General features: G+C 72.5%; 22 protein-coding genes. 8 read left to right on the forward strand and 14 right to left on the reverse strand.

From position 1 onward, the window contains the following. Positions 1-3 precede the first annotated feature (3 nt). The 3 genes from F7P10_RS11725 to ahcY (F7P10_RS11735) form a co-directional block, all read right to left on the reverse strand. Positions 4-579: a hypothetical protein gene (locus tag F7P10_RS11725; RefSeq protein ID WP_151009377.1), complete on the reverse strand. Its 576-nt coding sequence runs from the start codon at positions 577-579 to the stop codon at positions 4-6. Continuing rightward, positions 579-1,835, reverse strand: a complete 1,257-nt coding sequence (gene ahcY / locus F7P10_RS11730; protein WP_151009378.1) for an adenosylhomocysteinase — start codon at positions 1,833-1,835, stop codon at positions 579-581. The genes F7P10_RS11725 and ahcY (F7P10_RS11730) overlap by 1 nt, the downstream gene beginning before the upstream one ends. 425 nt (positions 1,836-2,260) lie before the next feature. Then, the gene (gene ahcY, locus F7P10_RS11735) at positions 2,261-3,691 is read right to left on the reverse strand and encodes an adenosylhomocysteinase (RefSeq protein WP_151009379.1); all 1,431 of its coding nucleotides are present in this window, start codon (positions 3,689-3,691) and stop codon (positions 2,261-2,263) included. Positions 3,692-3,812: 121 nt separating this feature from the next. Between ahcY (F7P10_RS11735) and F7P10_RS11740 the strand changes: the two genes are divergently transcribed. Beyond that, complete coding sequence (locus tag F7P10_RS11740) at positions 3,813-4,154, forward strand: MerR family transcriptional regulator (protein WP_151009380.1); 342 nt, start codon at positions 3,813-3,815, stop codon at positions 4,152-4,154. A 1-nt stretch (position 4,155) separates the two neighbouring features. Here F7P10_RS11740 and F7P10_RS11745 read toward each other — a convergent pair whose 3' ends face one another. The 7 genes from F7P10_RS11745 to F7P10_RS11775 form a co-directional block, all read right to left on the reverse strand. Next, positions 4,156-4,830, reverse strand: coding sequence for a response regulator transcription factor (locus F7P10_RS11745; protein WP_151009381.1), 675 nt, complete (start codon positions 4,828-4,830; stop codon positions 4,156-4,158). 15 nt (positions 4,831-4,845) lie between these two features. Next, positions 4,846-6,435, reverse strand: a complete 1,590-nt coding sequence (locus tag F7P10_RS11750; protein ID WP_151009382.1) for a sensor histidine kinase — start codon at positions 6,433-6,435, stop codon at positions 4,846-4,848. A gap of 527 nt (positions 6,436-6,962) precedes the next feature. Continuing rightward, the gene (locus tag F7P10_RS11755) at positions 6,963-7,916 is read right to left on the reverse strand and encodes a cation diffusion facilitator family transporter (RefSeq protein ID WP_151009383.1); all 954 of its coding nucleotides are present in this window, start codon (positions 7,914-7,916) and stop codon (positions 6,963-6,965) included. Then, positions 7,913-9,055 carry a bifunctional phosphoglucose/phosphomannose isomerase gene (locus F7P10_RS11760; protein WP_176611428.1) on the reverse strand — a complete coding sequence of 381 codons (1,143 nt, stop codon included), beginning with the start codon at positions 9,053-9,055 and terminating at the stop codon, positions 7,913-7,915. The genes F7P10_RS11755 and F7P10_RS11760 overlap by 4 nt, the downstream gene beginning before the upstream one ends. Further along, on the reverse strand, positions 9,052-9,234 hold the full coding sequence (locus F7P10_RS11765) for a Trm112 family protein (protein ID WP_034519120.1): 183 nt from the start codon (positions 9,232-9,234) through the stop codon (positions 9,052-9,054). Before F7P10_RS11765 ends, F7P10_RS11760 begins: the two co-directional genes overlap by 4 nt. Continuing rightward, positions 9,231-10,586, reverse strand: coding sequence for a phosphomannomutase/phosphoglucomutase (locus F7P10_RS11770; protein WP_151009384.1), 1,356 nt, complete (start codon positions 10,584-10,586; stop codon positions 9,231-9,233). Before F7P10_RS11770 ends, F7P10_RS11765 begins: the two co-directional genes overlap by 4 nt. Positions 10,587-10,844: 258 nt before the next feature. Continuing rightward, positions 10,845-11,216 (reverse strand): DUF3499 domain-containing protein, encoded by a 372-nt coding sequence (locus F7P10_RS11775; RefSeq protein WP_151009385.1) that lies wholly within the window; start codon positions 11,214-11,216, stop codon positions 10,845-10,847. A 213-nt stretch (positions 11,217-11,429) separates the two neighbouring features. Between F7P10_RS11775 and F7P10_RS11780 the strand changes: the two genes are divergently transcribed. Continuing rightward, a complete protein-coding gene (locus tag F7P10_RS11780; protein WP_151009386.1) occupies positions 11,430-11,846 on the forward strand; it encodes a metallopeptidase family protein in 417 nt (138 codons plus the stop codon). 333 nt (positions 11,847-12,179) lie between these two features. Here the strand turns inward: F7P10_RS11780 and F7P10_RS11785 are convergent, their stop codons facing one another. Then, complete coding sequence (locus F7P10_RS11785) at positions 12,180-12,395, reverse strand: WhiB family transcriptional regulator (protein ID WP_171064042.1); 216 nt, start codon at positions 12,393-12,395, stop codon at positions 12,180-12,182. Positions 12,396-12,770: 375 nt separating this feature from the next. Next, on the reverse strand, positions 12,771-13,691 hold the full coding sequence (locus tag F7P10_RS42265; RefSeq protein WP_176611430.1) for a hypothetical protein: 921 nt from the start codon (positions 13,689-13,691) through the stop codon (positions 12,771-12,773). 357 nt (positions 13,692-14,048) lie between these two features. Between F7P10_RS42265 and cofD the strand changes: the two genes are divergently transcribed. Then, positions 14,049-15,017: a 2-phospho-L-lactate transferase gene (gene cofD / locus F7P10_RS11795; protein WP_151009387.1), complete on the forward strand. Its 969-nt coding sequence runs from the start codon at positions 14,049-14,051 to the stop codon at positions 15,015-15,017. Further along, on the forward strand, positions 15,014-16,300 hold the full coding sequence (locus tag F7P10_RS11800; RefSeq protein ID WP_151009388.1) for a coenzyme F420-0:L-glutamate ligase: 1,287 nt from the start codon (positions 15,014-15,016) through the stop codon (positions 16,298-16,300). The genes cofD and F7P10_RS11800 overlap by 4 nt, the downstream gene beginning before the upstream one ends. Before the next feature lie 74 nt (positions 16,301-16,374). Here F7P10_RS11800 and F7P10_RS11805 read toward each other — a convergent pair whose 3' ends face one another. After that, positions 16,375-18,930, reverse strand: coding sequence for a bifunctional FO biosynthesis protein CofGH (locus tag F7P10_RS11805; protein WP_151009389.1), 2,556 nt, complete (start codon positions 18,928-18,930; stop codon positions 16,375-16,377). A gap of 220 nt (positions 18,931-19,150) precedes the next feature. On the opposite strand from F7P10_RS11805, the gene F7P10_RS42270 reads away from it, so the two are divergent. The 3 genes from F7P10_RS42270 to F7P10_RS11820 all read left to right on the forward strand — a co-directional run bounded on the left by F7P10_RS42270 (position 19,151) and on the right by F7P10_RS11820 (position 21,663). Further along, positions 19,151-19,363, forward strand: a complete 213-nt coding sequence (locus tag F7P10_RS42270; protein ID WP_176611431.1) for a hypothetical protein — start codon at positions 19,151-19,153, stop codon at positions 19,361-19,363. Positions 19,364-19,447: 84 nt separating this feature from the next. Then, entirely contained in the window at positions 19,448-20,647 is a 1,200-nt protein-coding gene (locus F7P10_RS11815) for a glycerophosphodiester phosphodiesterase family protein (protein ID WP_176611432.1), read from the forward strand. 116 nt (positions 20,648-20,763) lie between these two features. Continuing rightward, a complete protein-coding gene (locus F7P10_RS11820) occupies positions 20,764-21,663 on the forward strand; it encodes a hypothetical protein (RefSeq protein WP_151009392.1) in 900 nt (299 codons plus the stop codon). Positions 21,664-21,675: 12 nt separating this feature from the next. Here F7P10_RS11820 and F7P10_RS11825 read toward each other — a convergent pair whose 3' ends face one another. Continuing rightward, positions 21,676-22,560: a DNA-3-methyladenine glycosylase gene (locus F7P10_RS11825; protein ID WP_254716551.1), complete on the reverse strand. Its 885-nt coding sequence runs from the start codon at positions 22,558-22,560 to the stop codon at positions 21,676-21,678. Positions 22,561-22,811: 251 nt separating this feature from the next. Between F7P10_RS11825 and F7P10_RS11830 the strand changes: the two genes are divergently transcribed. Then, entirely contained in the window at positions 22,812-22,997 is a 186-nt protein-coding gene (locus tag F7P10_RS11830; protein WP_151009394.1) for a hypothetical protein, read from the forward strand. Positions 22,998-23,058 lie beyond the last annotated feature (61 nt).

The following is a 23,058-nucleotide window of genomic DNA, read 5'->3' on the forward strand; positions in this document are numbered from 1 at the left end:
AGATCATTCCGAGAGGTTCGGCGGCGACTCCAGGCCGGTGAGTTCGATGCCGGGCGCGTCCAGGACGACGTCGCCCGCGAGGTGCACCTGGATGATCTCGCCCGTGGACAGGTCCGTCACCTCGTACCCGGTGACGGGCAGCGGCTCGGTGTCGGTGTCGTGGACGGACGTGCCCGCGCGGCGCCACCGCCACGGTGCGGTGAGCGGGGCCAGGGACGGTCCGGTGAACGTGACCAGCCGGACGTCGGTCTCCGCGCCGTCGGCGAGGTCCAGGGCGCGGGCGACGGCCACCAGGAATCCGGGCGAGCCGGACATGAAGCCGAGGGCGTGCTCGGTGTGCTCCGTCCCGGTGTCGCCCGATGCGCGCACCCACGCGACGTCCGGTCCGGTGACGCCGCCGCGCACCCACCAGCCGGGCGTGACGAGCTCGACGCGGATCTGCCGCCAGCGGGAGTCGACGACGATGTCGGTGCGCAGTCCCGGACGGGTCGAGGTGTAGCGCCACCCGCCGGGGCCGGGCGCGCAGTGGAACCGCTCCTCGAGTTCCTCTTCCAGGTGCAGGTAGACGCCCGCCGGCATCAGGACCCGATCCGCCAGGAGTGCAGGTAGTCCTCCTGGTCGGGGGTCAGGGCGTCGATGACCACCGACATCGAGGCCAGCTTGAGCCGCGCGACCTGCCCGTCGATCTCGGCGGGCACGTCGTGGACGGCCGGCGCGAGGCTCTCGTGCGCGGTGGCGAGCCACGCGCAGGTGAGGGCCTGGTCGGCGAACGACATGTCCATCACGGCGGCCGGATGCCCCTCGGCGGCGGCGAGGTTGACCAGCCGCCCCTCGGCCAGCAGGACGAGCCGGCGCCCGTCGGCGAGCACGAACTCGTCGGCCTGCGGACGGACGCCGCGGTGCACCGCCACGGCCATCGCGTCGAGCGCCCGCACGTCGATCTCCACGTCGAAATGGCCCGAGTTGGCGAGGATCGCCCCGTCCTTCATCACCGCGAGATGGTCGGCGTTCACCACGTCGCGGTTGCCGGTCACGGTGATGAACACGTCCCCGTGCGGCGCCGCCTCCGCCATCGGCTGGACGGTGAACCCCTGCAGGGCCGCGTCCAGGGCCTTCACCGGGTCGATCTCGGTGATGACGACGCGCGCCCCGAGCCCCCGGGCCCGTTCGGCGAGCCCCCGCCCGCAGTACCCGAACCCCGCGATGACGATCGTCTTCCCCGCGAGCAGCGTGTTCGTCGCCCGGACGATCCCGTCGAGCGTCGACTGCCCGGTCCCGTACCGGTTGTCGAACATGTGCTTGGTCGCGGTGTCGTTCACGGCCACCACCGGGAACCGCAGCACGCCCTCCTGCACCATCTGGTGCAGCCGGATCACGCCCGTGGTCGTCTGCTCGCACCCCGCCTTCACGGTGCCGAGCAGGTCCTGCCGGTCCGTGTGGAGGGTGTTGACGAGGTCGCACCCGTCGTCCAGCACCAGATCGGGCCCCGTCTCCAGCGCCTGGTGGATGTGCCCGTAGTACCCCTCGCGGTCGATCCCCGCCCGCGCGTACACCTGGGCGCCGAACTCCTCGGCGAGCGCCGCCGCGACGTCGTCCCGCGTGGACAGCGGATTGGACGACGCCAGCGCGACGTTCGCACCGCCCGCCTGCAGGGTGCGGATGAGCCCGGCCGTCTCCGTCGTCACGTGCATGCACGCCGCGACGCGCACGCCGTCCAGCGGCCGCTCGGCCGCGAACCGCTCCCGGATCTGCCGCAGCACGGGCATGCCGCGGTCCGCCCACTCGATCCGCTTGACGCCCTCGTACGCGAGCGACCCGTCCGCGATATCGCTCATCCACTCCCCCAACAAGCCCGATCCCGGACGCCGGATGTCGAATCCGACGAACGTCCCCGATAGGACGGCACCCACCAAAGGCCGATGCCGGACGAGCAACCTACACCCGTCCGGCATCACCCTATTGACCGATCACCCAGCCGACGTCCCGCACACGATCACCCACCACAACCAAGCCCCAGCCACAGCGGACCGGAACCACTGCGATTGCGAGCGAAGCCGGATTCGAGCGAAGCGAGAATCCGATCGCGCAGCGAGCCCCTGGGCGAGTCGGAGCGATGCAGCAATCGCACGCGAGATCCGTTGAAGGAAGGCCCTCCAGGGCCTGACGCCGAGGATCTTGCAAGGAACACGCGATGCAGCAATCGCACGCAAGGCCCGTTGAAGGAAGGCCGCCCCGCGGCCTGACGCCGAGGGCCTTGCAATTAGTACCGGTAGTGGTCCGGCTTGTAGGGGCCTTCGACGTGGACGCCGATGTAGGCGGCCTGCTCCTTGGTCAGCTCGGTGAGCTTGACGCCGAGGGCGTCGAGGTGGAGGCGGGCGACCTTCTCGTCGAGGTGCTTCGGCAGGACGTACACGCCGACCGGGTACTCGTCGGTCTTGGCGAACAGCTCGATCTGCGCGATGACCTGGTTGGTGAAGGAGTTCGACATGACGAACGAGGGGTGGCCGGTGGCGCAGCCCAGGTTCATCAGCCGGCCCTCGGCGAGGACGAGGATGGAGTGGCCGTCGGCGAAGCGCCACTCGTGGACCTGCGGCTTGATCTCGATCCGCTCGATGCCGTCGATCCGGGCGAGGCCGGCCATGTCGATCTCGTTGTCGAAGTGCCCGATGTTGGACACGATGGCCTGGTGCTTCATCCGGCTCATGTGGTCGGCCGTGATGATGTTGAAGTTGCCGGTGGTCGTCACGAAGATGTCGGCGGTCTCGACGACGTCCTCGAGGGTGGTGACCTGGTAGCCGTCCATGGCGGCCTGCAGGGCGCAGATCGGGTCGATCTCGGTGACGATCACGCGGGCGCCCTGGCCCTTGAGGGCGTCGGCGCAGCCCTTGCCGACGTCGCCGTAGCCGCACACGACCGCGACCTTGCCGCCGATGAGGACGTCCGTGGCCCGGTTCAGGCCGTCGAGGACGCTGTGCCGGCAGCCGTACTTGTTGTCGAACTTCGACTTGGTGACCGAGTCGTTGACGTTGATGGCCGGGAAGGCGAGGGTGCCGGCCTTGGCCATCTCGTAGAGGCGGTGGACGCCCGTGGTGGTCTCCTCGGTGACGCCCTTGATCGCGGCGGCCGTCTCGGTCCAGCGGTTCGGCGTGGCGGCGATGGTGCGGCGGAGGGTCTCGAGGATGACGCCCCACTCCTCGGGGTCGTCCTCGGTGGCGGTCGGGACGGCGCCCGCCTTCTCGTACTCGGCGCCCTTGTGGACGAGCAGGGTCGCGTCGCCGCCGTCGTCGAGGATCATGTTGGGGCCGGTGCCGTCGGGCCACTGCAGGGCCTGGTCGGTGCACCACCAGTACTCTTCGAGGGTCTCGCCCTTCCAGGCGAACACCGGGACGCCCTTGGGGTCGTCCTTCGTGCCGTCCTTGCCGACGACGACCGCGGCGGCGGCGTGGTCCTGGGTGGAGAAGATGTTGCAGGAGACCCAGCGGACGTCGGCGCCGAGCTCCACCAGCGTCTCGATGAGCACGGCCGTCTGGATGGTCATGTGGAGCGAGCCCATGATCTTCGCGCCGCGCAGGGGCTTGGTGTCGGCGTACTCCTTGCGCGTGGCCATCAGGCCGGGCATCTCGTGCTCGGCGAGCCGGATCTCCCGGCGCCCGAAGTCCGCCAGTGACAGGTCCGCGACCTTGTAGTCCATGCTTTCGTAGCTCCTTGGTGGTGCGTCCGCGAGGGTCGACGCCCGCGAGTCTAAGCGCGTGCGTGCGGCGGAGGCACGCTCCGGGGCGACTTTCTGACACAGATTTGTCAGAATCGACGCCATGCGCATCACGGAGGCCGCCCGCCGGCTCGGTACGTCGCCCCGCATGCTCCGCTACCGGGAGACGCTCGGGCTGCTCCCCGCGACCCGCGAGCCCGCGCGGGGCGGGCACCGCCGGTTCGGGGACGCCGAACTGCGGGCCGTCGCGCTCGCGCTGGCGCTCGAGAAGCGCTACGACGTGGGCCCCGCCGAGCTGGCGTTCGGGCTGCGGGTGCTGGCCGAGCCCGAGGTGCAGGCGAGGGTCCGCGAGCTCGGCGAGCGCATCGGACGCCTGTCGGCGCCGCCCACGCGCGCCCTCGACTTCGAGAAGGAGAAGGCGATGCGCCTGCTGCGCCGCAGGTGACCTATCCGGCGGTGCTCTCGCCGGGGACGACGACGCCGGACTCGTACGCGAGCATCACGGCCTGCGCGCGGTCGCGCAGGCCGAGCTTGGTGAAGACGCGCGCGACGTGCGTCTTCACGGTGTGCTCGCTGACGACGAGACGCTGCGCGATCTCGGAGTTCGACAGGCCGCCGGCGATCAGCACCAGGACCTCGCTCTCCCGCGCGGTGAGGGTGGACAGCTCCGCGGGGGCCTGCGGACGGTTGCGGCGCTGCTTGGTGAACTCCCGGATCAGCCGGCCGGTGACCTGCGGCGCGAGCAGCGAGTCCCCCCGCGCGACGACGCGGACGGCCGAGACGAGCTCGTCGGCCGTCGCGTCCTTCAGCAGGAAGCCGCTCGCCCCGACGGCGAGGGCGTCGTAGACGTACTCGTCCACGTCGAACGTCGTCAGGACCAGGACCCGGACGTTCTCCGCGCCGGGCAGCGCGAGGATGCGCCGGGTGGCCTCGATGCCGTCCATGCCGGGCATCCGGATGTCCATGACGACGACGTCCGGCCGGTTCTGCTCGGCGAGCCGCACCGCCTCGCGCCCGTCGCCCGCCTCGCCGGTGACGGTGATGTCCTCCTGCGCCGCGAGGAGCGCGGCGAACCCGGCCCGCACGATCGTCTGGTCGTCGACGATCAGTACCTTGATCACCGTTGCCGTCCGGCCCTACCGCGGTCGTCCGCCCCCATCACCCGGCTCCTCCCTGTGCAGCGGCAGCTCGGCCTCCACCAGGAACCCGCCCTCGGTGGCGGGACCGGCGGAGAACCGCCCGCCCAGCATCGTCGCACGTTCCCGCATCCCGACGAGACCGTGTCCGGCCGATGGGGTTTCCTCCAGCCGTGTCCGGTCCGCTTCGCCGGGGTTGAGGACGGACGTGCGGGAGGCGATGTCCTCGCGGTTCAGCACCATGGTCGGGTCGGACGACCCGTGCTCGGGCGCCGCGGGAGCGGACCGGCCGTCGTCGCGGACGCGGACGGCGACGCGGTCCGGGAGGAACATCAGGTCGACGCGGACCTCGGCGCCGGGGGCGTGCCGCCGCGCGTTCGTGAGGGCCTCCTGGACGATCCGGTACGCCGACAGCTCGACGGTCGCGGACATGTCGCGGGGGTCGCCGTGCACGGCGAGGTCGACGCGGCCGCCGGCGCCGCGGTGCTGCTCGATCAGGTCGGGGAGCCGGTCGAGGCGCGGCTGCGGCGAGTTCGCGGCGTCCGGCTCGGGTTTGGCGTCGGCGCGCAGCACGCTGAGCAGCCGCCGCATCTCCACCAGCGCCTCCCGGGCCGTCCTGGCGATCTCGGTGTAGCCCTCGCGGGCCTCCGGGGAGAGGTTCTGCATGGTGTACGGGGCCGTTTCCGCCTGCACCGCGATCATGGACACGGAGTGCGCGACGACGTCGTGCAGCTCGCGGGCGATGCGGGCGCGCTCGCGCATCACCGCCTGCTCGCGCTGGACGGCGGTGAGCCGGGTGAGGGTCTCGTTGGCGCGCTCGGCCGCCGCGGACTCGGTGCGTCCGGCGGTCTCGACGACGCTGCGGGCGTCCCCGAGGCCGATCGCGGCGAGGACGGCGATGACCGCCGCGGGCCACGGGACGTCGTCGAGGGTGAACGTCGTCAGGTACACGACCGCGACCGTCACGACGCTCCCCACGGCCAGCACGCCGGTGGACTGCCTCGGCAGCCGCCGGCCCAGCGCGTACAGCGTGTAGAGGGCCGCGAAGCCGGTCGTGAACAGGACGGTCTGCCCGGTGAGCAGGCTCGCGGCGAACGCGCCGAGCACGACGGCCGCGACGGGCCGCAGGTACTCGCCGCGCCACACCAGCGGGAGCGTCGAGGCGACCGCGAAGCCGCCCGCCAGGCTGAGCGGCGTCTCCGCGCGCGGCGCCAGCTCGGCGAGCGCGGCCGCGGTGAGAGCGAGGCCGGTCAGCGGCGCGAAGTACCACGACCGGACGGCCTCGCCCCACGCGTTCGCCCACCGCGGCAGCGGCGCCGTCCGTCCCGCGGCGGGATGCGCCCCGTGCGGGCCGTACGGGCCGTACGGGCCGTACGGGCCGGGCGGCTGCTCGCGTCCGGCGCCGGTCAGCCTGGCGGCGACGCGGACCGCGAGCGGGCGCAGCAGCCGTCCGAGGCCGGTCAGGATCCACAGCAGGAGCTGGCCCACGCCCGCCACGATCCGGCCGGACAGCCGCCACGCGTGGTGCGCGAGCGCGGGGCCGAACCGCGCGGGATCGGGCCCGGTCCGGGTGTCGTCGTCGGATGTCACGCCTCAATAGTGACCGCTGGAGGGACCAGATGGCCTCACCGCCGGGAGGTATGCGCACGGCGGGCGTCCCCCTGGAGGACGACCCCGGATCCCTCCTTGCGGTGGACGCATCGGCGACCTGCGCGAACGTACCGTGTAATCGTGACCGCGACGGCGACCGGAGCCGACGTAGGGGGTTCGGCGCCGGTCGCCGCGGTCACACCAGACCCGTCCGGGGTTCAGGGGTCCGGGCGGACGCAAGGGAAGCACCTCGCCGGACGGCGGCACCCTCCTCGGAGGCGCTCGCCGGTCTTGCCTGGGCTGGGGTCGACCGGCGCATGCCGCCGCCCGGCGAGGGACGCGTGTCTCCTGCATCGCCCTCGGCGTCAGGCCCTGGGGGCCTTCCTTCAACGGGCGTTGCGTGCGATCGCTGCATCGCTCCGACTCGCCCTTGGGGCTCGCTGCGCGATCGGATTCTCGCTGCGCTCGAATCCGGCTTCGCTCGCGATCGCAGTGGTCCTCCTCCGCTCTGGCTGGGGAGAGGGGCCTCAGGACGGGTTCGGGGCTTCGGCCTCCGCGGGTTCGGGGCGCCGGGCCTCGTCGAGTGCGGGCTCCAGGTAGATCAGCCGCGCCTCGGGGAACTCGCCGCGGATCTTCGCCTCGGCGGCGTCGATACCGCGCGCGACCTCGGCGGCGGTGTCGTCGTGGTCCACCGCGATCTTGGCGGCGATCAGCATCTCCTCGGGGCCCACGTACTGGGTGCGGATGTGGATGACGCGCTCGACCTCCTCGACCGACTCCAGCGCGGCGACGATCCGCTCCTCCTGCTCGGGGTCGGCGCCCTCGCCGATCAGCAGGCTCTTGGTCTCGATCGCGAGGATGGTGGCGACCACGGCGAGCAGGACGCCGATCGCGACGGTGCCGACGCCGTCCCAGACGCCGTCGCCGGTGACGACCGCCATCGTGACGCCGAACAGCGCGAGGAAGAGGCCGACCAGGGCGGCGAGGTCCTCCAGGAGGACGACCGGGAGCTCGGGAGCCTTCGCCCGGCGGATGAACTCCCACCAGGACTTCTCGCCCCTGATCCGGTTCGACTCCACGATCGCGGTCCGGAACGAGAAGATCTCCATGATGATGGCGGCGGTGAGCACGCCGAACGCCCAGCCCGCGGACTTGATCTCCTCCGGGTGGGAGATCTTGTGGTAGCCCTCGTACAGGGAGAACGCCGCACCGACGGTGAACAGCACGACGGCGACGACGAACGCGTAGAAGTACCGCTCACGCCCGTAGCCGAACGGGTGCTTGGGAGTGCGGCGGCGCGCGGAACGCTTCTGGCCGACGAGCAGCAGTCCCTGGTTCCCGGCGTCGGCGACCGAGTGGATCGACTCGGCCAGCATCGACGACGAGCCCGTGAACACGAACGCCACGAACTTCGACACCGCGATCCCGGCATTGGCCGCTAAAGCGGCCAGGATGGCCTTTGTTCCACCGTCAGCACTCATGTAGCAATCCTCGCCTTGAGCTCTTGAATGGCAGGCACGGGCGTCGGGTCCACGCCCAGTGCGACAGCCAAGTAAACCGTGACGTAGTCCGCGAGCGCGATGAGGGTCGCGATTCTTTCCAGCGGATGTTCGCCTTCGGCCGTGAGCTCGGTGACCGCGACGCCGCGGTCGCGCGCCATGTCGATGGACGCGTCGGCGCGCTTGCGCGCCTGCGGGTGCTCTTCGGTGTCGCGGAGGACGACCAGGTGAAGCCCGTGTTCGGACTCGTCGGCCCGGTCGCGGAAGAAGTCGTCGGGGTCGGCGGAGGCGGCGCCGCGCGCGAAGACCCCGTCGAACGCCATCACCTGGTTGTGGTTGGCCTCCGGCAGCTCGCCGGGCACCGCCGGGTACTTGGCGTTCTCGTTGAGCTGGCAGCAGAGCCGGTACGCGGCGGTGCCCGCCAGCGTGGACGTGCCCCACACCAGCGGCACGTCGCCCGCGAGCTCCAGCGCGACCCGCTTGGCGGGGTTGATGAACGGCTCGCTGGACGGGCGGCAGCGGTGCGCGAGGTCCTCCAGCCGGGCCGCGGTCGACTCCAGGACGGCGTCCGGCGCGTCCGCGAGGCCGAGGGTGCGGGCGGCGAGGATCAGCGGGACGCTCAGCCCCCACAGCGTCGACCGCGGCTGCCCCACGGACCGGACCGGGACGAACGGCGCGCGCGTCCGCTCGGCGAGTTCGGCCAGCGGCGACCCGGCGCCGCCGACGAACAGGAGCCGGCAGCCGCGCCGTGCCGCGTCCGCCGCGACGGCGAGGGTCTCCTCCGTCCCGCCGGAGCAGGACACCGCGATGACCAGGTCGGCGGCGCCGACCCAGCCGGGCAGCCGGTAGCCGCGGACGGTCGTGACCGGAACCGGACAGCCGACGCCGCAGATCGCGGCGAGGACGTCCCCGGAGATGCCGGAGCCGCCCATGCCGGTCACGACGATCGCGCGGGGACGTCCGTCCTCGGCGAGCGCGGCGACGCCCGCCTCGGCCGCGGCGCGCTGCGCCTCGCGGATCTGCGCGGCCGACGAGGCGACCTGCCGGAGCATCCCGCCGGGGTCGGCCGCCTCGATCCGCGCGGCCTCCTCGAGCCGTCCCGGGTCCAGGCCGACGCTCACGAAGCCGGCGTCCGGGCCTCGTCCACCAGGAGCACCGGGATGTCGTCGCGGACCGGGTAGGCGTAGCCGCACGAGCCGGTGCACACCAGCTCGCCGGCGCCGTCGTCGGCGCGCAGGTCGCCGCCGCAGTTCGGGCAGGCGAGGATTTCCAGCAGCCAGGAGTCGAGCTTCATCGTCACTTCTCCCTCACGATCGCCAGGACCTCGTCGCGGAGCGCCGCCATGGTCTTCTCGTCGCCGGCCTCCGCGTTGAGGCGCAGCAGCGGCTCGGTGTTGGACGGGCGGAGGTTGAACCACCAGCCCTCGTCGTCGCTCGCCACGGTGAGCCCGTCGAGTTCGTCGACCGTCACGCCGGGGCGCCCGGCGAAGGCGTGCCGCACCTGCTCGGCCGCGGCGGCCTGGTCGCCGACCTCGCTGTTGATCTCACCGGACGCGACGTACCGGGTGTACTCGCCGAGCAGTTCCGACAGGACCCCGTCCTGCTGCCCGAGGGCGGCCAGGACATGCAGGGCGGCGAGCATGCCGGAGTCGGCGAACCAGAAGTCGCGGAAGTAGAAGTGGGCCGAGTGCTCGCCGCCGAACACCGCGCCCGTCTCCGCCATCGTCTGCTTGATGAACGAGTGGCCGACCCGCGTGCGGACGGGCGTGCCGCCGTGCTCGGAGATGATCTCCGGGACCGCCGCGGACGTGATCAGGTTGTGCACGATCGACGAACCGGGGTGCTTCGCCAGCTCGCGCGTCGCGACGAGGGCGGTGACGGCGGACGGGGAGACGATCTCGCCGCGCTCGTCCACGACGAAGCAGCGGTCGGCGTCGCCGTCGAACGCCAGGCCGATGTCGGCGCCGGTCTCGCGGACCTTCGCCTGGAGGTCGCGCAGGTTCTCCGGCTCGATCGGGTTCGCCTCGTGGTTGGGGAACGTGCCGTCCAGCTCGAAGTACATGGGGACGAGGTCGATCGGCAGGCCCTCGAAAACCGCCCCGACCGTGTGGCCGCCCATGCCGTTGCCCGCGTCCACGACGACCTTGAGGCGTCGGATGCCGGACAGGTCGACGAGCGTCTTCAGGTGGTCGGCGTAGCCCTTCAGCAGGTCGCGCCGCGTGACGGTGCCGGGCGCTCCGTCATGGGCCGGGACGCCTTGCTCGATCAGCTCGCGGATCTCGGTGAGGCCGGTGTCGCGGCCGACCGGGCGGGCGCCGGACCGGCACAGCTTCAGCCCGTTGTACTTCGCCGGGTTGTGGCTCGCGGTGAACATCGCGCCCGGCAGGTCGAGGCTGCCGCTGGCGTAGTAGAGCAGGTCGGTGGAGCCGAGCCCGGCCTCGATGACGTCCGCGCCCTGCGCGGTCGCGCCGCGCGCGAACGCCTCGGCCAGCGGGACCGACGACTCCCGCATGTCGTGGGCGGTGACGACCGCGCTCGCCCCGGTCACCCGGACGAACGCCGCACCGGCCGCCTCGGCGGTCGCGGCGTCCAGCTCGTCCGGCACGACGCCGCGGATGTCGTACGCCTTGAAGATCTTGGCGAGGTCGCCCACTCCTGCTCCCTGTCCGAGCCGTCCGATTCACATGGCGAGACTCCGAAGCCTATCTGTTGCCGCACCCGCCGCAGGTCCCACGGGCACTCACGGCACCGCCACCCGGACCGCGGCGGATCCGGACCACGGCGGACCCGGACCGCGATCGCGAGCGGAACCGGGTTCGAGCGAAGCGGGACCTTGATCGCGCGGCGAGGCGGCGATCGCACGAAGCGCCCGCTGAAGGAAGGCTTCTAAGGCCTGGCGCCGAGGGTCTCTCTACTCGGCACTGCCCGCGGGCTCGGACCGCAGGACGCGGAGGTGGCCGCGGCGGCCGACCTCGGTGCCCTGGCCGACGGGTTCCTGGCCCGAGCCGGGGGCGGGGCGGGCGGCCTCGCGGACCGCGTCGGCGAGCGCCTCCAGGTCGTCCTCGCCGAGTTCGGTCTCCTCCTCGACGGGCAGCCGGACCAGCTCCCAGCCCATCGGTGCGGTGAGCCGCTCGGAGTGCTCCGCGCACAGGTCGTAGCAGTGCGGCTCCGCGTACGCGGCGAGCGGGCCGAGGACCGCGGTGGAGTCGCGGTAGACGTACGTGAGCGTGAAGACTGCTGGCGCCTTGCAGGCGGTGCGGGAGCAAGTGCGGACGGGGCTCACGATGGCCGACCGTACCTCGCCGCCGCCGCGTCCGCCACCATCCGCGCACACGTGTCGCCGCTATCGGCCGATTTCCGGGGTAAGAACTACATAACGCACGGGAACGCCCACGTACTGTGCGGTTTCTTGTCACGGCGGCGCGAGGTGGGGCGCGGGGCGTCCCCCGGGGTTGCGCGGGGGGCCTGCGGGTAAGCTTGGAGGGTGCGATCCCGTGTGGCAGGCGTACGTCGCCGCGATCGGCGCGGTCGCGGCCTTCGTGGCCCCCTGGCGCCCCCGCAGGCCCCGATCTCGCGGACCCGCGCGGAAAGGTTCGACGACCTCGTCGAGGACGAGGTGCGCCGGCTCGGCTCGCGCTGGGAGCGGGAGCTGGCGCGAGTGGAGTTCACGGTCGCCGAGGTCCCGGACCTCGAGCCGCGCTTCGACGGCCCGGTCCCGCTCGGCCGGACCCTCCCCGGAGAGGGCGAGCTTCCGGTCCAGATCGTCGTGTACCGCCGTCCCCTCGAGGCGCGGGCGGCCGGGGAGCAGGAGCTGGGGCGGCTGATCCGCGACCTGCTGGTGGAGGAGGTCGCCGACCTGCTGGGCCTGTCTCCCGAGTCGGTCGACCCGAGTTACGACTCCCCGGACGACTGACGGCCGACGGCCGACGCCGGGGCGCCGCTGAGCCGGGGCCGGCCCGGGCGATGCGAGGCCGAACGAGCAGAGCGCCGAAACGGCGGAGCCGTGCCGACCGAGGGTCGGCACGGCTCCGCCGTTTGATGCCGCGTGCGCGTCCGTCCGTGAGTGCCCGTCGGCGGGCACCCGGCCGGACGGGCGGGCGGTGGGCTCGCGTTCCGGTCCCGTCCCGGTGCCGCTCCCCCACGGCACCGGCCGGACCCGGCTCGATCTCGCCTCCCGCCTTTCCGTCCGCCGCTCGCCGCCGCCGGGACGCCCCGGCGGAGCGCGCGTTCGCGGACCTCGCGCGTCCTAGACGGCCTGGCGCTTGAGCTTCCGGCGTTCCCGCTCGGACAGCCCGCCCCAAATACCGAAACGTTCATCGTGCTGCAGCGCGTACTCCAAGCACTCCGTACGCACCTCGCATGCTCGGCACACCTTCTTGGCCTCGCGAGTGGAGCCGCCCTTCTCCGGAAAAAACGCCTCCGGATCGGTCTGCGCGCACAGTGCGCGCTCCTGCCAGCCCATCTCTTCGCCGTCTGTGCCGTGCGCCAGCGGGATGACCACCTCGCTCACAGCGCACCTCCCTGCCCATGGAGCCCCCTGGATCAATGCCTTCCCTCAGGCTCCTTCCCCCGAGAAGGCATAGAAACTACACCCACGAAATTACACGTGTGTAGTGCCCGCCCCGTCAAGCGGAACGAGTTCGCAGGGGGACATAGCGGGTTATGCGGGGATACCCCGGATGACGTTTGCCTGAAGATCAGTTAATCGGCCGGTCACCAGGGGGAAGAGCGCGTGCCGCACGTCACGCGCGCGGCACGCCTTCCGCCGATCACGGCACCGATCACGCCGCCGATCACGGCACCGATCACGAACGTGTCACGGGGCCGTTGATCCGGGTCACTGCGGCGGGGGCCGGTTGTCGCGGTACCAGTCGCCGCCGTCCTCGGGCCGCTGCTCGCCCGGCTGCGGCGGCGCGGGCTGGGTGCCCTGCGGGCCCTGCTCCGGGGCGCCCTGGGAGCCGCCGCCGTAGGCGCGGGTCCACTCGCCCATCTCGTCCTCGTTCTGCGCACCGGGGCCCGTCTGCCCCGGCTGCTGCTGGTAGCCGGGCTGCGGCTGACCGTACTGCTGCTGGCCGGGCTGGCCGTACTGCTGCGGCTGGCCGTACTGCTGGGGCGGCTGGCCGTACTGCTGCTGGGGCTGCTGCTCGCCGCCCTGCGGCTGGCCGTACTGCTGGTACTGCTGCGGCTGCCCCTGCTGCGGGTACGCGCCCTGCTGGCCCGGCTGGCCCTGCTGGCCGAACTGCTGCTGCGGCTGTCCGGGCGGGCCCTGCTGGTAGCCGAAGTCCGGGTAGCCGCCCTGCTGCATCTGCGGCTGGGCCTTCGGACGTGCGGGCTGCATGCCCTGGAACACCGTCAGGACGAACCAGACGCCGACGCCCATCACCGCGACCTTGGCGGCGCCGACGAGGAAGGTCGACAGCTTGTCGATCGATTCGGGGCCCTCGGCGAGCATCCCGCCGAGCCAGCTGATGACGCCGAAGAGCAGCATCCCGCCGAGGACGCCGAGCGCGCCCATCGTGATGTTGCGGGCCTGCCGGGTGGCCTCGCCCCAGGTCGTCAGCAGCACGGCGACGACCACCATCGCGACGAGGTAGACCTCGGTGAACAGGCCCCCGACGCTCTCGCCGAAGGCACGGCCGGTGAATGTCCCGGTACCGCCGAGCAACCAGATGATGCCCGCCAGGAGGTGCACGCCCGTTGCGGCGAGCAGGACCCAGGCGGCCGGTTCGCGCAGGCGCTGGACGGCTTCCTTGTTCACTGCGACTTCTCCAGACCGAGGCATTGCGATGACACGGCAAAGCTTTGCACATCTCGCCCGCCGACGTCTCCGTCCCCTGCGCGGCGCGAAATATGTACGGGACGGACGAGCGCGACCATTCGGCGATCGGGCGGCGGCGGCGCGGCGGCGGAGCCCGGGCGATGCCGGAACTCCGCCGGACCGGCCCCGGACCCACGCGACGCCGGTCCGGGAACCGCGTTCCGGTGCGCGCGAGTGTCGAACGTCACCGCGGCCGGACGCCGCCCGCGCGTCCATTGTCCCGCGTCCGCGCCCGGATCCGGTGAGGCGCACCGGTGGGCCGTCGGCGGGCGCGGCGAACGCCTTAGGCTGATCGGCATGAACATCGTGGCGCTGGCGGGCGGCATCGGCGGGGCCCGCTTCCTGCGCGGGCTCCGGACGGCGGTCCCGGACGCGGAGATCACCGTGATCGGCAACACCGGCGACGACATCTCGCTGTTCGGCCTGCGGGTCTGCCCGGATCTCGACACCGTCATGTACACGCTCGGCGGCGGGATCAACGAGGAGCAGGGCTGGGGGCGCATCGACGAGACCTTCACGGTCAAGGAGGAACTCGCCGCCTACGGGGTCGGACCGGGCTGGTTCGGGCTCGGCGACCGCGACTTCGCCACCCACATCGTGCGGACGCAGATGCTGGAGGCCGGGTACAAGCTGTCGGCGGTCACCGAGGCGCTGTGCGACCGGTGGAAGCCGGGCGTGCGGCTGATCCCGATGACCGACGACCAGGTCGAGACGCACGTGGTGGTCGACGACCCCGAGCACGGGCGGCGCGCGATCCACTTCCAGGAGTGGTGGGTGCGGCTGCGCGCGTCCCTGCCGGCGCTGTCGATCGCGCCCGTCGGGGCGGAGGAGGCCAAGCCCGCGCCTGGGGTCGTCAAGGCGATCGAGGCGGCCGACGTGGTGCTGTTCCCGCCGTCGAACCCGGTGGTGAGCATCGGGACGATCCTGTCGGTGCCGGGCATCCGGGACGCGGTCGCGGCGAAGACGGTCGTGGGCGTCTCCCCCATCATCGGGGACGCGCCGGTGCGGGGCATGGCGGACGCGTGCCTGACCGCGATCGGGGTGGAGACGACGGCGCAGGCGGTCGGGGAGCTGTACGGGCCGGGGCTGATCGACGGCTGGCTCGTCGCGGAAGCGGACGCGGACGTCCGGGTGGAGGGCGTCGAGGTGCGCGCCCGGCCGCTGCTGATGAGCGACGCCGGGACGACGGCGGACCTCGCGCGGGCGGCACTGGACCTGGCGGTGGAGCTGAAGCGGGAAGACGAGGAAGCCGAGGAAGCCCAGTGAACCTTCAGGTGTTCGGGATCGCGGGGCTGCCGGAGGTCGCCGAGGGCGACGACGTCGCGGCGCTCGTCCCGGCCGATTCGATCGAGGACGGCGACGTGCTCGTCGTCACCTCCAAGATCGTGAGCAAGGCGGAGGGCCGGGTCCTGGTCGCCGACGACCGGGAGAAGGCGATCGACGCGGAGACCGTGCGGGTCGTGGCGCGGCGGGCGCACGCGCGCGGCGAGACGCGGATCGTGGAGACGCGGCAGGGCCTCGTGCTCGCCGCCGCCGGAGTGGACGCGTCGAACACGGCACCCGGCACGGTGCTGCTGCTGCCCGAAGACCCGGACGCGTCCGCACGCAACCTTCGGGCCGGAGTGCGCGCGCACACGGGCAAGGACGTGGCGGTCATCGTGTCGGACACGCTGGGACGGCCGTGGCGCAACGGGCTGACGGACGCCGCGATCGGCGTCGCGGGCCTCGCTCCCCTCGACGACATGCGCGGCCGCGACGACGCGCACGGCAACCGGCTCGAGGCCACGATCACGGCGGTCGCGGACGAGATCGCGGCGGCGGGCGAACTGGTGAAGGGGAAGCTGTCGGGGGTGCCGATCGCGGTGGTGCGGGGGCTCGGGTCCCTCGTGACGCCCGACGACGGGCCGGGGGCGCGCGCGCTCGTCCGTCCTCCGGCTGAGGACATGTTCCGGTACGGCTCCTCGGACGTGCTGCGCGCGCGCCGCACGATCCGGGAGTTCACCGACGAGCCGGTGGACGGCACGGCCGTGCGCCGCGCGGTGGACGCCGCGATCACCGCGCCCGCGCCGCACCACACGACGCCGTGGCGGTTCGTGCTCCTGGAGTCGGCGGAGTCGCGCACCCGCCTGCTCGACGCGATGCGCGACGCGTGGGAGGCCGACCTGCGCGGCGACGCCTTCTCCGACGAGTCGATCACCAAGCGGCTGCGGCGCGGCGACGTGCTGCGCCGAGCGCCGTACCTGGTCGTCCCGTGCCTGGTGATGGACGGGTCGCACGACTACCCGGACGAGCGGCGCGCGCGCGCCGAACGCGAGATGTTCGTCGTCGCGACGGGCGCGGGCGTCCAGAACCTCCTCGTCGCCCTCGCGGTCGAGGGGCTCGGCTCGTGCTGGGTGTCGAGCACGATGTTCTGCCGCGAGGTCGTCCGGCGGGCGCTCGACCTGCCCGGCGACTGGGACCCGATGGGCGCCGTGGGCGTCGGGCACCCGGCCGCGCCGCCGCGCGACCGGCCGCCGCGCTCGGCGGAGGCGTTCATCACCGTGCGCTGATACCCGTGCGCTGATACCCGTGCGCTGATGTGCTCCCGGGGCCGTACGGCGTGCCCGTCCGGCCCCGGGACCGGTCAGGTGACGGGCTGCAGCGGCAGGCTCTTGCGGCCGAACTCGCCGATGCCGTCCGTGCGGCGCGCCGCCTCGAGGCGTTCCGCCGGAACATCCCCGTAGAGGGTGGTGCGCTGCCGTGCGGGGCGGCCCGCGCGCGCGGCGATGGCCTCCAGTTCGCTGATGGGCTTGAACGAACCGTTCTCCGAGCCCGCCATGCGGCTGATGGTCTCCTCCATCAGGGTGCCGCCCAGGTCGTTCACGCCGCCTCGCAGGACGCGCGTGCACAGTTCGTCCCCGAGCTTGACCCAGGACGTCTGGATGTTGGGGATCGCGCCGTGCAGCAGGATCCGGGCCAGCGCGTGCACGGCGACGTTCTCCCGGACGGTGGGTCCCGGACGGGCGAGTCCCGCGAGGTAGATCGGCGAGTTGTGGTGCACGAACGGCAGCAGCACGAACTCGCTGAACCCGCCCGTCCGTTCCTGGAGCGACCGCAGCAGCTTGATGTGCGCGACCCAGTGGGCGGGCGTGTCGACGTGCCCGTACATCATCGTGGACGTCGTCGGGAGACCGATCTCGTGCGCGGTGGTGACGACCTCGACCCACTGGTCCGCGGGCAGCTTGCCCTTCGTGAGCACCCAGCGGACGTCGTCGTCCAGGATCTCCGCCGCGGTGCCGGGCAGCGAGTCGACGCCGGCCTCCTTCGCCGCCTGCAGCCACTCCCGGATGGACATGTCGGTGCGGCTGGCGCCGTTGACGACCTCCATCGGGCTGTAGGAGTGCAGGTGGATGCCGGGCGCGCGGCGCTTCACCTCGCGCGCGAGGTCGAAGTAGGCGGTCCCGGGCAGATCGGGATGGATGCCGCCCTGCATGCAGATCTCGGTGGCACCGGCGGCCCACGCCTCGTCGACCCGGTCGCCGACCTGCTCCAGCGAGAGCGTGTAGGCGTCGGCGTCCGTCCGCCGCTGCGCGAACGCGCAGAACCGGCAGCCGGTGTAGCAGACGTTCGTGAAGTTGATGTTGCGCGTGACCACGTACGTGACGTCGTCGCCGACCGTGTCCTTGCGGAGGTCGTCGGCCAACTTGGCGAGCGCGTCGAGTTCGGGGCCGTCCGCGTGCAGCAGCGCGAGGGCCTCGTCGTCGGTGAGTCCGCCCGGGTTCCGCTCCGCGCGCGCGAGTGCGTCCTTTACGTCGGCGTCGAACCGCTGGGGTGCGGCCATGCGTTCCTTGAGGGCGTCCCAGTCGCCGTACACCTCGTCGAAGTCGTCCCGCCGGTCGCTCGTCCGCCCGGTGGTGTCGATCTCGGTGTGCAGGTCGGTGCGTCCGGACGCCTCGAACCCGCCGTCGGGCTCCTGCCACGGGCGCCCCTCCAGGGCGGCGTCCTCGCGGGCGAGCCCGGTCGCCGGATCGGCGAGCGCGGCGACGTGCCCGATCAGCCGCGGGTCCAGCCACGGCTCGCCGCGCTTGACGTACTCGGGGTAGATCGTGAGCCGCTCGCGCAGCTCGAACCCGGCCGCCGCCGTCCGTTCGGCCAGCTCGTCGATCTGCGGCCACGGACGCTCGGGGTTCACGTGGTCGGGCGTCAGCGGGGACACGCCGCCCCAGTCGTCGATGCCCGCGCGCAGCATCAGCGCGTACTGGTCGGCGACGAGGTTCGGGGGCGCCTGCACGCGTGCCTTCGGCCCGAGCACGAGCCGGGTCACGGCGATCGTCGCGGCCAGTTCGTCCAGTTCGGCGTCGGGGGTGTCGCGCATCTTGGTGTCGGGCTTGGCACGGAAGTTCTGCACGATGACTTCCTGGATCGCGCCGTACTCCCGCATCGTCTTCCGGATCTCGAAGATCGCGTCGGCCCGCTCCTCGACGGTCTCGCCGATGCCGATCAGGATGCCGGTGGTGAACGGCACGTTCGTCCGTCCGGCGTCCTCCAGGGTGCGCAGCCGCACCGCGGGGTCCTTGTCGGGCGAGCCGAAGTGCGGGCCGCCCTTCTCGCTGAACAGGCGCGTCGCCGTCGTCTCGAGCATCATGCCCATGGACGGCGCGACGGGCTTGAGCCGCTGGAAGTCGCGCCAGCTCAGCACGCCCGGGTTCAGGTGGGGCAGCAGCCCGGTCTCCTCCAGCACCCGGATCGCCATCGCGCGCACGTAGGACAGCGTGTCGTCGTACCCGTGGGCGTCGAGCCACTCGCGGGCCTGCTTCCAGCGGTCCTCGGGACGGTCGCCGAGCGTGAACAGGGCCTCCTTGCAGCCCATCTCCGCGCCCCGCCGCGCGATCTCCAGCACCTCGTCGGGGCTCAGGTACGGCGCGTCCAGTTTGTGCGGGACGGTCGCGAACGTGCAGTAGCCGCAGCGGTCGCGGCACAGCCGGGTCAGCGGGATGAACACCTTGCGGCTGTAGGTGACGACGCCGGGGCGGCCGGCCGCCGCGAGCCCGGCGTCGCGCGTCCGCGCCGCGTACGCCAGCAGGTCGTCGAGCTGCTCGCCGCGGGCGTGCAGCAGGGTCGTGGCCTCGGATCGGTCGAGCGTCTTGCCGTCACGCGCGCGGGCCAGGGCCCGGCGCACCGCGGTGCTGGTGACCTCCATGCGGGCACTCTATGCCAATCGTCATAATCTCCGCCGCGGCGGGGGCCCGGGAAGGTCATCGTGCACAGCCCTGATCAGCGGCTTTCTATTCCCGGATCCCCACAGTGAAGTGTTTCTAACACGATCACTCCAGGAACATTAGCTAGACCTGAACGATGATCGGGACGACACTTGAGGCAACCGCGCGGGAACGTCCGAACCTCGACAAAAGGACCGACCCATGTTCTTCATGCTCGCCCTCATCATCGCCCTCGCCGTCCTCGGCCCCCTCCTCGGTGCCGACAGCCGGGACGGCCTCGACCACGCCCCCGGCCACTTCTGGCGGCGCCGCCCCTTCCGCCCGCGAACCCGCGGCGCCGGACCCCGCCGTGACCCCGCGTCCCCGGCGCCCGCCCAGGCGGAGTCGCGCCGGACGATCCCGGCGGCCGGCTGACCGCGCTGTTCATCCCGCGTTGCGTCGTTGATCATTCAAGCGTCCTAGGTTGCGAGGGCCATCCCCCTCATGACTAGGAAGAACATGCGCGACACGACGATGGGCCGATGGGCGCGGGGCGCCGTTGCGGCCCTGGTGCTCACCGGGCCGCTCGCCCTGGCCGTCCCCGCCCCCGCCGCCCACGCCGGCCCCGCCCAGGGGTCGTCCGGCACCGAACCCTTCCCCTACCCCGACGCCGGCCTCACCCTGGTCAACCACCGCGGCCTGTCCCCCGGCTACCCCGAGAACACCCTCGCCGCGTTCCGCAACTCGATCTCGATGGGCGTCGACGCCATCGAGATCGACCTGCGGGCGACCAAGGACGGCGAGATCGTCATCCTGCACGACGAGACCGTCGACCGGACCACCGACGGCTCCGGCCGCATCGGCGACCTCACCCTCGCCCAGGTCAAGGCGCTGGACGCCGGCGGCCACGTGTCGCCGGAGTTCGCCGGGGAACGGGTCCCGACCTTCGCCGAGACGCTCGCGGCGGTCAAGGGCAGCGACGTCCGGCTGCTGCTGGACATCAAGGAGTCCGACCGCGTCGCCGACATCGTCGAGATCACCGACGAGCACCGCATGGCCGACCAGGTGATCGTGGGCCCGCGGACCGTCGCCGCGCTCAACGAGTTCAAGGCGCTCGACCCCGGCCTGAGCACGCTCGGCTTCATCGCCACGCCGCAGGACGCCGACGCGTTCATCGCCGCCGGCGTCGACTACATCCGGCTCTGGCCCGACTGGATCACCGCCTCCCGCGACGACGCCGCCTGCGAGACCGACTACGCCGCCCGCGTCGCCGCCTACGAGCGCGGCGAGCGCCCCGCCCCCGGTTCGTCCTCCTGCGTCGTCGAGGACGTCGTGTCGCAGGGCACGCCCGTCTGGTCGACCACGAACGACCTCGGGTACGAGCCGATGGACGAGCTGCTGCGGCTCGGCGCGACCGGCCTGCTGTCCGACGTCCCGGCCGAACTCGGGCGCCTGCTCGGCGACATCGAGGACGAGCGCGCCGCCACGTCCGTCCGGCGGATCGCCGAGCTGCGCGAGCGGGTCGAGCGTGACGGCCACGCGTCCTCCAGCACGACGATGCTGAAGCAGCTCGACCGCGCCGTGCGCCACCTCGACCGCGGCAGGCCCGACCGCGCCTGCCGGTCGCTGGAACGCTCCACCCGCGATTCCCCGCCCGCCGGCCAGCGCGCGGCGGTGGAGCGGATCGAGGCGATCCTGGCCTGCTCCCGCTTCGCCTGACCGGCCGCGTCCGGGGATGGAGCCGCGTCGGGGACCGCCTCCGCGCGCGGCTCCACGAGGCGTACCCAACGTCCCGATCGTGGAGGTAGATCCGCGTGCGTATAGGTTTTCGCACCATGCGTTCTGGTCTGCTGCGCGCCGCGCTGGCCCTGGCACTGGTCGGCGGGCTTTTCTGGCCGGCGGTACTGACCTACACCTTTCTGGCGGGAGAGCGAGCCACCGCGCAGGTCGCCGAATGCCATCGGACGACCAGCGGCCGCGCCTCCCAGCTGAACTGCACCGGGACATGGCGCACCGACGGCGGAGACGTCGGCTCCGGCGGGCTCAACGGACTTCGCCGCACGGACGCGGGCACGTCCGTGGAGGTCCGCGTCGGCCCTCTGGGCCCCTACGGTCGCGGGTTCGCGGGCTCGTGGCATGTCTTCACGGTCTCGCTGTTCTGGTCCCTCTCGTTCGGCGGTCTGGTGCTTTCGCAGCACCGGGCGCGCAGGCGTGCGGCCCCGCTGCTCGCGGCACCGGCGGCCCTCGGCGACCTGCTGATCGTCACGGGCAAGGGTGCGCGCACGCCCGACGGGCGGCGCCATGCGACGGTGTCGCCCGTTCCGTCCCCGCCCATGCCTCGTAAGGCGAGAGCGAAGACGTCCCACTGGGAGGTTCGCGGGTCCGCGGGGCAGCCGCTGTTCCGTGTCGACCAGCGCGGCGGCAAGAGCTCCGGGACGGAGATGGTGGTGCGGGACCCCTCCGGTGCGCCCAGGCACATCATCCGCATGGTCGGGACGGGCCCGGGAAGCCACTACGCGCTCCTGCATGCGGACGGGACTTTCCTGGGGCGCATCGACACCTTTGCCGGGGCCAAGTGGGGTGCCTACGAGATCAGGGACGACCGTGGGACGGTCTGGGCACGCACCGTCCTCCGCATGCCCGAATGGGTGCTGCGCATGGAGCCGGGTGCCCCGCACCCGTTCCCCTATCTCGCTCTCGCCTTCACGATCGGGCAGCGCCGCCGACCCCGGTGACGTGGGCGCGCTTCAGAACGAGCGGTAGTCGCGCACCGGCAGCCGCGGGCCCCGCCGCGGCGGGCGCGCACCGGCCCCCTCCAGCAGCCGCGTGACCCGGTACCGGTGGCCCGCGTACGGTTCCAGCAGCTCGAGCATCCCGGCGTCGTCGACCTTCCGGCCGGCCAGCGCCCAGCCCACGAGCCCGGGCAGGTTGTAGTCGCCGACCGAGACGGCGTCGGGGTCGCCCACCGCCCGCTGCCGCACCTCCGCGGCCGTCCACACCCCGATCCCCGGCAGGGACGTGAGCCGTGCCGCCGCGGGATCGTCCTCCAGCCGCTGCGCGACCCGCGCGGCCGTGATGATCGTCCGGGCCCGGACGGCCTCCAGACCCGACTTGTGCCACTCCCACGACGGGATCCGCGCCCACACCGCGGGCGGCGGGGGCACCCGCAGCCACGGCGCCCCCGGCGCCGGGCGCCCGAACCGGCGCAGCAGGTACCGCCAGCCGCGCCACGCTTCCTGGCCCAGCACCTTCTGCTCCATCACCGCCGGGACGAGCGCCTCGAACACCCGTCCCGTCCGCCCGACCCGGAACCCCGGACGCCGCCGGACCTGCTCCCGCACGATGTCGTGCACCGGCACGAACCCGTCGGTGGAGTCGTCCGCCCCGAGCAGCGCGGGCACCCCGTCGAGCAGCCACCGCGCACCCGGCCCCCACGCCGCCGCGTCCACGACGTCCCCGGCCGGATCGCGGACCACGCGCAGCCGCAGCGTCCCCGGGCCGTCCGGTGTGAACGAGGCCCGCCAGACGAAGCCGTCCCGGACCTGGAACGCGGGATCGCCCGCCCCCCGCCGGTGCGGCGCCAGCGTGGCCCCGAGGTCCAGCGGCCACGGCGCCCGCCACTCCCGGCCCACGGCCCCAGATTCCCCGAACATACGTTCCCCAGTGTGCCACCGCCGCGCGGCTCTGACGGACCGGCACCTCGTCGGCCCGGCATTCACCACGGATCCGCGACGCGGACATCGGGCGAACCCGAAAATAGCGAAACCGACTTCCGTAACGGTACGTCTATCCGATGACGATGCTCGCGTTCGACCCGGACGTGAGACATGAGCGACACCGACGAAAGGTGCACCGTGGCGGGTTCTGCGGCTCGGGGACACGAATGAGCGGCGTCGGGAAGTGGGCCCTCGGCATCGCCTTGGCCGCCGCGGCGGCGACGGTGGCGGCGAGTGCGACCGGCCGGACGTCCGGGGCGGTCCTCCTCGGCATCCTGGCGCTCCTCGCGGCGGGCGTCGCGGGCTACGACGTGATCTACGAGTGGCTCGGCCGCAGGCGGCCGGGAAGGTGAGACGGGTTTCGGCGATCCCGACGGAGACATGAGCGGAGACGAACAGTGAAACCCGCCCGTA

Origin of the sequence: Actinomadura sp. WMMB 499 (assembly GCF_008824145.1) — a bacterium.
Taxonomy (GTDB): Bacteria; Actinomycetota; Actinomycetes; order Streptosporangiales; family Streptosporangiaceae; genus Spirillospora.